The following is a 10,262-nucleotide window of genomic DNA, read 5'->3' as shown; positions in this document are numbered from 1 at the left end:
GCCCATGATCTGGTCCCCGTCGACGAGCGCCCCGGTGGCGTCGACGGCGAGGCAGCGGTCGGCGTCGCCGGGGCGCTGGAGCTCGAGCGGGTGCGCCAGCAGCTGGCCGCCGAGCAGCGGGAGGCCGGCACGCCGCTCGACCCCGCCTCGCTCGAGGGCCGCGACGACCCCGACCCCTACGCGCTGCGGCTCGAGGGCGACCCCGCCGACGGGGCGTGGGCGTGGCGGGTCAGCGGCCACCACCTCGCGGTCCACGTCACGCTCGTCGAGGCGCGCGTGCACGTGACGCCGCACTTCGTCGGGGCGCAGCCGGCGGTCGTGCCGCGCGGCCCCCGCGCGGGCTGGCGCCTGCTCGGGCCGGAGGAGGACCTGGCGCGCGACGTCCTCGCCGCCCTCGACGGCGACCGCCTCGCCGTCGCGCGGCCGTCGGGGACGGCGCCGGCCGACGTCCTCACCGGCACGGACCCGGTGGCCGACCCCGAGGTGCTGCCCCGAGGGCTGGCGCACCGCGACATGCCGCCCGTCGCCCAGCGGTCCTTGGAGGCGCTCGTGCAGCGCTACCTCGCCCGCGCGCCCGCGGCGTACGCGGCGGCGTGCTGGGAGGAGGTCCTCGCGGACGGGCTCGGCGGCGTCGAGCTGACCTGGCTGGGCTCGCTGGAGCGCGGCGAGGGCCACTACTACGCCGTGCGCGCGCCGAGCCTGCTCCTCGAGCTGGACGACACGCAGCACGGCGCCGACCACGTGCACACCGTGTGGCGCCACCTGCGCGACGACTTCGGCGGCGACCTGCTCCGCGAGCACCTGCGCGCCCAGCACTGACGGGCGCAGCACTGACGGGAGCCGGGCGCGATCCTCCGCGCGCGACGAGGTGCCGGGACGCCCTCGCTGAGGCATCGTCGCCCGCATGAGCGAGCAGACACCGGGCACGCAGGAGCGCGAGGTCGACGTCGTCGTCATCGGCGGGGGGTCGACGGGGGAGAACGTCGCCGACCGCGCCCACCGGGGCGGCCTCGGCGAGGTGGTCGTCGTCGAGGACGAGCTGGTGGGCGGCGAGTGCTCCTACTGGGCGTGCATGCCGAGCAAGGCGCTGCTGCGCCCCACCGCCGCGCTCGCCGCCGCGCGGCGCGTCCCCGGCGCGGCGGCCGCCGCCACGGGCGAGGTCGACGTGCAGGCCGTCCTCGAGCGGCGCACCTCCTTCACGAGCGACTGGGACGACTCGAGCCAGGTCGAGTGGGTCGAGGGCGCGGGGCTCGAGCTGCTGCGCGGCCGGGCCCGGCTGGACGGCGAGCGCCGCGTCGTCGTGACCGGCGCCGACGGCGGTACGACGGCGCTCGTCGCCCGGCAGGCCGTCGTCGTGGCCGTCGGGTCGACCCCGAAGGCGCCGCCGGTCGACGGGCTGGACGGCGTGCGCTACTGGACGAGCCGCGAGGCCACGTCGTCGCGCTCGGTCCCGCCGCGGCTGCTCGTGCTGGGCGCGGGCGTCGTCGGGAGCGAGCTGGCGACGGCGTACCGCCGCCTAGGCTCCGACGTCACGCTCGTCGCGGGCTCGGCCGTGCTGTCGGCCTTCGAGCCCCGCGCGGGCGAGCTCGTCGCGGACGCGCTGCGGGAGGAGGGCGTCGAGGTCGTCACGGGCCCCCGCGCCTCCTCCGTCGAGCGCGACGGCGACGAGGGCGAGGTCCGCCTCACCCTCGACGACGGCCGGGTGCTCGTCGGCGACGAGCTGCTCGTCGCGACCGGCCGCGGCCCGCAGACCGGCGACCTGGGCCTGGAGACCGTCGGCCTCGAGCCCGGCCAGGCCCTCGACATCGACGCCGCCGGGCAGGTCCGCGGCGTCGACGGCCGGTGGCTCTACGCGGCCGGCGACGTCACCGGCCTCGCGCCGCTGACGCACATGGGCAAGTACGCCGCCCGCGCGGTCGGCGACGTCGTGGCGGCCCGCGCCCGCGGGGAGGCCGACGGGGAGCCCGCCCCGTGGTCGAAGCACGCGACGACCGCCCTGCACCGGGCGGTCACGCAGGTCGTCTTCACCGACCCGGAGGTCGCGTCGGTCGGCCTGACCGCGCAGCAGGCCCGCGACGCCGGCCTCGACGTCCGCGTCGTCGAGCTCGACATCGCCGTCGCCGGGTCGTCGCTGCAGGCGGACGGCTACACCGGCTGGGCGTGCATGGTCGTCGACGAGAGCCGCTCGGTCGTCGTCGGCGTCACCTTCGTCGGGCAGGACGTCGCCGAGCTGTGCCAGTCGGCCGCCGTCGTCGTCGCCGGCGAGGTGCCGCTGGACCGGCTCTGGCACGCCGTCCCGCCGTACCCCACGATCAGCGAGGTCTGGCTGCGGCTGCTCGAGGCCTACGGCCTCTGACCCCCTCGCACCGCCCCTCCCCATCGCCGCACGTCGCCCTCCGGGGGCGGGGTGGGCGGGCGACGGCGTGGCGTCAGCGGGCGAGGAGCCGCCCCGCGCGCAGGTACCGCGCGACGGCGAGGCGCTGGGCGCCGCGGGCCAGCGGGCTCGCCAGGCGGGCGGGCGCCCAGGCGAGCCGCGAGCGCGAGGCGACCGTGAGGACGACGCGGTCGCCGAGCCGCTGGAGGAGGAAGGACTCCTCGCCCTCCTCGGGGTGCGGGGTGAGGGCCTCGTAGGTGAAGCCGGCACGCCCGGGCTCGTCGACGACCTCGGTGACCCGGCACCGGGCCACGAGGAGCCCGCCCGGGCCGGCGGTCTGGCGCACCTCGACGCCGGGCGCCGCGTCCGGCGTCGAGAGCGGCACGCGCACGCCCGCGAGCCGCTGCACCTCCCAGCCGAGCAGCCCGGCCCGGGCGCGGGCGAAGGCCCCCGCCGCCCCGCCGGGCGAGGCCGGCCCGACGACGGCGCTGCGCCGGGTGTCCTGCCAGCCCGGGCCCCAGCCGGCGGAGACGTCGGGGCCGTCGCCGGCGCTCGCGGTGGCCAGGTCGAGGGCCGGGCTCACGGGGTCGGCACCTCGGTGGGCCCCGCGCCGGCGAGGTCGAGGACGCGCGCGCCGTCCGGGCCCAGGGCGTCGAGCTGCGCGAGGTAGACCCCCCGGCCCGCCGCCGAGACGACGGCGTCGTGGATCGGCACGACGACGCGCGGGGAGACGGCGCGCACGAAGGCGACGGTCTCCTTGAGCGAGGTCCACGGGGCCGTCAGCGGCGCGGCGAGCACCTCGACGCCGCCCGGCACCGCGCCGTAGGCGTCGCCGGGGTGGAAGAGGACGGGTTCGCCGCTGCCCTCGCCGCCGAGGAGGACGCCGACGTTGCCCACGAGGGGGATGTCCTCGTGGATGAGGGCGTGCTGCCCGCCCACGGCCCGCAGGGGCAGGCCGGCGACGCGCGTCGTCGTCCCCGCGGGCAGCGGCTCGGCGCCCCAGCGGTCGTCGGCGGCGGTCTGCGGCTCGGCGAGGACGCGCGCCCGCGGGTTGGCTGCCCGCAGCGCCTCGAAGCGGCCCTCGGCCGGGTCGAGGTGGTCGGGGTGGGCGTGGGTGACGACGACGGCGTCGAGGTCGCGCACGTCCTCCCACCCGGGCGTGAAGGCCCCCGGGTCCAGGAGGACGCGGGCACCGGCCGCCTCGACGAGCAGCGTCGAGTGGCCCAGATGGGTGATCCTCATCCCGCCACGATGGCACCGGACCCCGTCGGCCACACCCGGTGCGGCGGGTGGCCGCCCGGCGGACGGGCCCGTGGTGCGACCATGGCGGTGTCGTCCGCCGCGGGCCGCGACGGGGCCCGCGCCCCGTGCGCGCAGACCCGCTCGAGCCCAGCCGAGGAGCCCGACGTGGCCTCACCGACCCGTCCCCGCGAGGAGCGCGCAGCCCGCGCCGCCGCCCTCCGCGAGCAGCAGGCCCGCCGCGAGCGCCGGCAGCGCGCGCTCATCATCGGCGTCACGGCCGGGATCGTCGTCGCGCTCGTCGCCGCGGTGACCGTCGTGCTCGTCGTCACCCGCGAGCAGCGGGCGGCCGAGCAGGCGGCCCTCGAGGCGCCGATCGACGGCGTGGAGACCTTCGAGGACCTCGGGCGCGAGCACGTGACCGGCGAGGTCGACTACGCGCAGACGCCCCCGGTGGGCGGCGACCACAACGCCGTCTGGTGGAACTGCGGCGTCTACTCCGAGCCGGTCCCCGACGTGAACGCGGTGCACTCGCTCGAGCACGGCGCCGTGTGGATCACCTACGACCCCTCGCTGCCGCAGGACCAGGTGGACGCGCTCGTCGCGGCCGCCGAGCCGTACGACTACACCCTCGTCAGCCCCTACGCGGGCATGGAGAGCCCCGTCACGCTCAGCGCGTGGGGCACCCAGCTCGCCCTCGAGGACGCCTCGGACGAGCGCATCGCGCCCTTCCTGGCCCAGTACGTCCAGGGCGAGCAGACGCCGGAGCCCGGCGCCGCCTGCACGGGGGGCCTGTCCTGACGTCGACCGAGGAGGGCCCGGACGCCGAGGTCGGGAGCGGCCCGCGCGGGGAGGCCGTCCTCACCGGGGCGACCCGCGCCGTCGTCGTCGCGGGAGCGGTCCTGTCGGCAGGGCTCCTCGTCGTCCTCGGCGTCGTCCTCGGCCTGCACTGGGGGTCCGGCGGACCCGGGGGCGGCGCCGCGCCCGCGGCGGGCTCGGTCGACGCGGGCTTCGCCCTCGACATGCAGGCCCACCACCGGCAGGCCGTGCAGATGTCGACCCTCGTGCGCGACCGGGTCGACGACGAGGACGTCCGCACCCTCGCCCTCGACATCGCGCTCACCCAGCAGCAGCAGGCCGGCCAGATGTACGGCTGGCGCGAGCTCTGGGGCCTCGGTCAGGGGCGCACCGAACCGGTCATGGCCTGGATGTCCGGGCTCGAGGGCCATGCGGCGGGTGGCCACGAGGACGGGCACGGCGGGGGGCACGTCGGCGCGGTGCCGGCCGACGGGCTCGGCGCCGTCGGCGACATGCCGGGCATGGCGAGCGCCGCGCAGATGGACGCCCTCGCGGCCGCGGACGGCGAGGAGGCCGCGCGGATCTTCCTCCAGCTCATGGTCCCGCACCACGTCGCGGGGGTGGAGATGGCGCGCGCCGCCGCGCAGGAGGCCTCCGAGCCGGAGGTGCGGGCGCTGGCGGACGCGATGGCGACCGGCCAGGAGGCCGAGCTCACCGTCCTGTGGGACATGCTCGCCGAGCGCGGCGGCCCCGTACCGGGCGTCTGATCCTGGCCTCCGAGGCCACCGCGCCGCGGCGAGCCCGCCGCTCCCCGCAGGACGGACCGCGACCGGGGCGGCGGCCGGGCCCCGGTAGCGTCTGCGCCATGGGTCGCGTCGTCGTCGAGATCATGCCGAAGCCCGAGATCCTGGACCCCCAGGGCAAGGCCGTCGCGGGCGCGCTGCCGCGGCTCGGCTTCGGGCGCTTCACCGGCGTCCGGCAGGGCAAGCGCTTCGAGCTCGAGGTCGAGGGCGAGGTGACGCCCGAGGTGCTCGAGGAGGCCGCCCGCGCCGCCGAGGTGCTGCTGAGCAACCCCGTCATCGAGGACGTCGTCCGCGTCGCCCCCGTCGAGGCCGACGCCGCCACGACGACGCTCGCCGGCGGGACCACCTGATGGGCCGCGTCGGCGTCGTCACCTTCCCCGGCTCCCTCGACGACGGGGACGCCGCGCGCGCCGTCCGCCTCGCGGGCGGCGAGCCCGTCCGGCTGTGGCACGGGGACGCCGACCTCAAGGGCGTCGACGCCGTCGTCCTGCCCGGTGGGTTCTCCTACGGCGACTACCTGCGGTGCGGGGCGATCGCCCGCTTCGCGCCGGTGATGGAGCCGCTCGTGGACGCCGCCCGCGGCGGGCTGCCCGTGCTCGGCATCTGCAACGGCTTCCAGGTGCTCTGCGAGGCGCACCTGCTGCCCGGGGCGCTCGTGCGCAACGACCACCGGACCTTCGTCTGCACCGACCAGCGCCTGCGCGTGGAGAACGCCGCCACGGCGTGGACCCACGAGTACGCCTCCGGCGAGGAGGTCGTCGTCCCGCTGAAGAACGGGGAGGGCGGCTACCTGGCCGACGAGGCGACGCTCGACCGCCTGGAGGGCGAGGGGCTCGTGGCGCTGCGGTACGTCGTCCCCGAGGGCGGCCGCAACCCCAACGGCAGCGCGCGCGACATCGCCGGCGTCGCCAACGCCGCGGGCAACGTCGTCGGCCTCATGCCGCACCCCGAGCACGCCGTCGAGGCCGGCTACGGCCCCGACCCGCGCACCGGCACGGCCGGCACCGACGGCCTGCGCTTCTTCTCCTCGGTGCTGCGCCAGCTCGTCTCCTGACCCGGCCCAGCACCGCACCGATCCCGGACTTCGCAGCCTTCGTCCGCCCCAAGGCGTCGTGAGAGCGGACTTCGTAGCCCTTCTCCGCCCAGGGGTGCCGCGCGGGCGAGTTCGTAGCCTTCGTCCGGGCCGGGACGACGCGGGTCAGGCGGCGGAGGTCGGGCGGAAGCCCCAGTGCCAGGGCTCGCCGGAGACGGTCTCGGCGAAGCCGTAGCGGCCGGCGTTCTCGCGCATCCACGCCTGGGCGCGGCCGTCGAGGCCGAGGTCCACGGCCATGCCCCAGCCGTGGCTGCTCGTGCCCGGCGCCGCGGCGAGACCGCCCTCGCTGCGCAGGCCCTTGCGGGCGGCCATGGAGACCTGGTCCTCGTAGGACCGGTAGCTGTCGTTGACGCGCCACGTGACGCCGTCGGCCCGCGCCGCGGCGGCCATGCGGTCGTAGGCGGCCGCGGCCGGGCCCCACAGGCGCTCGCCGGACCCGGCGCCGCCGATCTCGACGAGCTGGCCCTCCGGCACCTTCCCGTTGCCGTGCGCCCGCAGGTCCAGCGGCACGCCCTTCCCGTCGAGCTTCCCGACGACGGACGGCGCGGACGACGCCGACCCCGCCGCCCCCGAGGTGCTGACGGCGCTGACCGCCGGTGCGGCGGACGTCGCCCCCGCGCCGCCGCGGGCGCCCGGCAGGGCCGCGAGCAGCTGGGCGAGGCCGTCGGAGGACAGGCTCGTCGTCGTGGTCGTGAAGGCGGGTCCCGCGGTCGCCGTCGCCCCGCCGGCCAGTGCCGCGGCGAGGCCACCCGCGCCCGTGCCGCCGCCGAGCGCCGCGGCGAGCGACGACGCGGCCCCGGCGGGCTGCTGCAGGCCGCCCTGCTGGCCCAGCTGCTGGGCGAGGGCGTCGGAGAAGGCCGACGAGGACGCGGCGCTCGAGGGAGAGGTGCTCGAGGAGGGAGCGCCCGCCGCGACCGGCGCGGCACGCCCCGGCCCGCCGACCGCCAGCGCGTCGATCTGGGCCTGGATGCCGGCCATGCGCGCGGTGATGCCGCTGATGCCCTCCACACCGGTGTCCTCGGCACGTCGCCCGCGCGACCTGAGCCGTCGGAGCACCTCACGTCGCACCGCGCGGCCCTCCGGCGCGGGCGGGAGGGCCCCGCCGCCTCGGTAGCCTGCGCCCATGGCCGAGCCGACCACCGCCACCGCCCGACCGGACGCGACGGGCGGGTCGGGCGGAGCCCTCGACACCGTCGAGCGGGCGGCGGCCACGCCCGACGTCGCCCAGCCCTGGCGCGAGCTGGGGCTGCGCGAGGAGGAGCACGCCCGCATCCGCGAGATCCTCGGCCGCCGCCCGACGTCCGCCGAGCTCGCCATGTACTCGGTGATGTGGAGCGAGCACTGCTCCTACAAGTCCTCCAAGGTGCACCTGCGGCAGTTCGGCGAGAAGACGACCGAGGCCATGCGCGAGCACCTCATGGTCGGCATCGGGGAGAACGCCGGGGTCGTCGACATCGGCGACGGCTGGGCCGTCACCTTCAAGGTCGAGAGCCACAACCACCCGAGCTTCGTCGAGCCGCACCAGGGCGCGGCCACGGGCGTCGGCGGCATCGTCCGCGACATCCTCGCCATGGGCGCCCGGCCGGTCGCCGTCATGGACCAGCTGCGCTTCGGCGCGGTCGACCACCCCGACACCGCGCGGGTCGTCCACGGCGTCGTCGCGGGCGTCGGCGGGTACGGCAACTGCCTGGGCCTGCCGAACATCGGCGGCGAGGTCGTCTTCGACGCCGTCTACCAGGGCAACCCGCTCGTCAACGCGCTCGCCGTCGGCGTCATGCGGCACGAGGACCTGCACCTGGCCAACGCCACGGGCGCGGGCAACAAGGTCGTCCTCTTCGGGGCCCGCACGGGCGGCGACGGCATCGGCGGCGTGTCCGTGCTCGCCTCGGAGACCTTCGACGCGACCGGTCCGGCCAAGCGCCCGAGCGTGCAGGTGGGCGACCCCTTCGCCGAGAAGGTCCTCATCGAGTGCTGCCTCGAGCTCTTCCGCGCCGGGGTCGTCGAGGGCATCCAGGACCTCGGCGGGGCCGGGCTCTCCTGCGCCACGAGCGAGCTGGCCAGCGCCGGCGACGGCGGCATGCACGTCGAGCTCGACCGCGTCCTGCTGCGCGACCCGTCGCTCTCGCCCGAGGAGATCCTCATGAGCGAGAGCCAGGAGCGGATGATGGCCGTCGTCCGCCCCGAGCACCTCGAGCGCTTCCTCGAGGTCGTGCGGCGCTGGGACGTCGAGACGAGCGTCCTCGGCGAGGTCACGGACACCGGGCGCCTCGTCGTCACGTGGCACGGCGAGGTCGTCGTCGACGTCCCGCCCCGCACCGTCGCGCACGACGGGCCCGTGTACGAGCGGCCCTACGCGCGCCCGTCGTGGCAGGACGCGCTGCAGGCCGACTCGGCCGCCGCGCTGGCGCGCCCGACGTCGGGGGAGGACCTGCGCGCGACGCTGCTGCGCCTCGTCGGCTCTCCGAACCTGGCCGACAAGGGCTGGGTCACCGACCAGTACGACCGCTACGTGCTCGGCAACACCGCGCTGGCCACGCCCGACGACGCCGGCGTCGTCCGCGTCGACGAGGCCACCGGCCTCGGCGTCGCGGTGTCCACCGACGCGAACGGCCGCTACGGCTACCTCGACCCCTACGCCGGCGCCCAGCTCGCGCTGGCCGAGGCGTACCGCAACGTCGCCACCGTCGGCGCCCGGCCGCTCGCGGTCACCGACTGCCTCAACTTCGGCAGCCCCGAGGACCCCGACGTCATGTGGCAGTTCTCGGAGGCCGTCACGGGCCTGGCCGACGCCTGCCAGGTGCTCGGCGTGCCCGTGACCGGCGGCAACGTCTCGCTCTACAACTCGACGGCGGACACGCCCATCCACCCGACGCCGGTCGTCGGCGTCCTCGGCGTGCTCGACGACGTCGCCCGCCGCACGCCGTCCGGCTGGCGCGCGCCCGGCCAGGCGCTCTACCTGCTCGGCACCACGCGGCTCGAGCTCGACGGCTCCGCGTGGGCCGAGGTCGAGCACGGCCACCTCGGCGGGCGGCCGCCGGCCGTGGACCTCGAGGCGGAGCGGCTGCTCGGGGACGTGCTCGTCAACGCCAGCCGCGACGGGCTCGTCGACGCCGCGCACGACCTCTCCGAGGGCGGCCTGGCGCAGGCCGTCGTCGAGGGCTGCCTGCGCTACGGCGTCGGCGCGCGCGTGTGGCTCGACGAGCTGTGCGAGCGGGACGGCGTCGACGCCACGACGGCGCTCTTCTCGGAGTCGACGGCGCGCGTGCTCGTCTCCGTGCCGCGCTCGGAGGAGGTGCGCTTCACCGACGTGTGCAGCGCGCGTCGCCAGCCGGCGCTGCGCGTGGGCGTGGTCGACGAGCCGGGCGAGGCCGCCGCGCTCGACGTGCAGGGCCTCTTCACCGTGCCGGTGGCCGAGCTGCGCGCCGCGTCCACGGCGACCCTGCGCGAGGCGTTCGGGGCCTGAGGTGCCCGCACGTCGCCGCATCACCGCCGAGCGGGCCCGCGACGCCGTCCGCGCGTGGGCGGCCGACCCCGCCGGGGCGGACCGCGCAGCGACGGCGCTGGCCGTGCGCGGGTCCCTCGAGGAGCTGGCCGAGCGCGTGCCCGGCAGCAGCGTGGAGGTGCGGGTGCCGCCCTTCGGCGTCGCGCAGTGCGTCGAGGGGCCCCGGCACACCCGCGGGACGCCGCCCAACGTCGTCGAGACGGACGCCGCCACCTGGCTCGGCCTCGTCACCGGCGGCCTGCGGTGGGACGACGCCGTGGCCCAGGGCCGCGTCTCGGCGAGCGGCCTGCGCGCGGTGCTCGGCGACGTGCTGCCCCTGTGGCCGGGCGGCGCCTGACGTCCGCCCGTCCCGGAGGGCACCGGGCTCCTGCGCCCGGTGCCCCGGGAGGGGGCGCCGCCGCGGCGGGTAGCGTCCAGGCCGTGAGCGAGCAGCCGCCCCCGGTCGACGGCGAC

At 77.5% G+C, this 10,262-nt stretch carries 11 protein-coding genes; 8 read left to right on the top strand and 3 right to left on the bottom strand.

All coding sequences use genetic code 11. The annotated features are described in order from the left end of the window. Positions 1-90: 90 nt before the first annotated feature. Both HLB09_RS08615 and HLB09_RS08610 read left to right on the top strand, forming a co-directional pair. Positions 91-819: a DUF3500 domain-containing protein gene (locus tag HLB09_RS08615; protein ID WP_409372988.1), complete on the top strand. Its 729-nt coding sequence runs from the start codon at positions 91-93 to the stop codon at positions 817-819. A gap of 85 nt (positions 820-904) precedes the next feature. Continuing rightward, on the top strand, positions 905-2,356 hold the full coding sequence (locus HLB09_RS08610; protein WP_171202980.1) for a dihydrolipoyl dehydrogenase family protein: 1,452 nt from the start codon (positions 905-907) through the stop codon (positions 2,354-2,356). Between the two features lie 73 nt (positions 2,357-2,429). On the opposite strand, the gene HLB09_RS08605 is transcribed toward HLB09_RS08610, so the two are convergent. Together HLB09_RS08605 and HLB09_RS08600 are read right to left on the bottom strand one after the other, a co-directional pair. After that, positions 2,430-2,957 carry a DUF1990 domain-containing protein gene (locus HLB09_RS08605; RefSeq protein WP_171202979.1) on the bottom strand — a complete coding sequence of 176 codons (528 nt, stop codon included), beginning with the start codon at positions 2,955-2,957 and terminating at the stop codon, positions 2,430-2,432. Further along, complete coding sequence (locus HLB09_RS08600) at positions 2,954-3,616, bottom strand: MBL fold metallo-hydrolase (protein ID WP_171202978.1); 663 nt, start codon at positions 3,614-3,616, stop codon at positions 2,954-2,956. Before HLB09_RS08600 ends, HLB09_RS08605 begins: the two co-directional genes overlap by 4 nt. 165 nt (positions 3,617-3,781) lie before the next feature. Between HLB09_RS08600 and HLB09_RS08595 the strand changes: the two genes are divergently transcribed. The 4 genes from HLB09_RS08595 (at position 3,782) to purQ (ending at position 6,268) form a co-directional block, all read left to right on the top strand. Continuing rightward, positions 3,782-4,414, top strand: a complete 633-nt coding sequence (locus tag HLB09_RS08595) for a DUF3105 domain-containing protein (protein ID WP_322790090.1) — start codon at positions 3,782-3,784, stop codon at positions 4,412-4,414. Then, positions 4,393-5,178: a DUF305 domain-containing protein gene (locus HLB09_RS08590; protein ID WP_322790091.1), complete on the top strand. Its 786-nt coding sequence runs from the start codon at positions 4,393-4,395 to the stop codon at positions 5,176-5,178. Before HLB09_RS08595 ends, HLB09_RS08590 begins: the two co-directional genes overlap by 22 nt. A 98-nt stretch (positions 5,179-5,276) precedes the next feature. Beyond that, positions 5,277-5,564: a phosphoribosylformylglycinamidine synthase subunit PurS gene (gene purS, locus HLB09_RS08585; RefSeq protein ID WP_171202976.1), complete on the top strand. Its 288-nt coding sequence runs from the start codon at positions 5,277-5,279 to the stop codon at positions 5,562-5,564. Beyond that, positions 5,564-6,268 (top strand): phosphoribosylformylglycinamidine synthase subunit PurQ, encoded by a 705-nt coding sequence (gene purQ / locus HLB09_RS08580; RefSeq protein ID WP_171202975.1) that lies wholly within the window; start codon positions 5,564-5,566, stop codon positions 6,266-6,268. Before purS ends, purQ begins: the two co-directional genes overlap by 1 nt. Positions 6,269-6,412: 144 nt before the next feature. On the opposite strand, the gene HLB09_RS19310 is transcribed toward purQ, so the two are convergent. Beyond that, positions 6,413-7,315 (bottom strand): M15 family metallopeptidase, encoded by a 903-nt coding sequence (locus HLB09_RS19310; RefSeq protein ID WP_212770786.1) that lies wholly within the window; start codon positions 7,313-7,315, stop codon positions 6,413-6,415. 115 nt (positions 7,316-7,430) lie between these two features. Here HLB09_RS19310 and purL point away from each other — a divergent pair, with 115 nt between their 5' ends. Beyond that, positions 7,431-9,770, top strand: a complete 2,340-nt coding sequence (gene purL / locus HLB09_RS08570) for a phosphoribosylformylglycinamidine synthase subunit PurL (protein ID WP_171202974.1) — start codon at positions 7,431-7,433, stop codon at positions 9,768-9,770. Position 9,771: 1 nt separating this feature from the next. Continuing rightward, positions 9,772-10,146 (top strand): sterol carrier family protein, encoded by a 375-nt coding sequence (locus tag HLB09_RS08565; RefSeq protein WP_171202973.1) that lies wholly within the window; start codon positions 9,772-9,774, stop codon positions 10,144-10,146. Positions 10,147-10,262: the final 116 nt, after the last annotated feature.

It is taken from the genome of Pseudokineococcus marinus (assembly GCF_013004605.1).
Classification (GTDB): domain Bacteria; phylum Actinomycetota; class Actinomycetes; order Actinomycetales; family Quadrisphaeraceae; genus Pseudokineococcus; species Pseudokineococcus marinus.
Note: the sequence above shows the minus strand (reverse complement) of the source record. Positions and strands in the feature narration are given on the sequence as shown.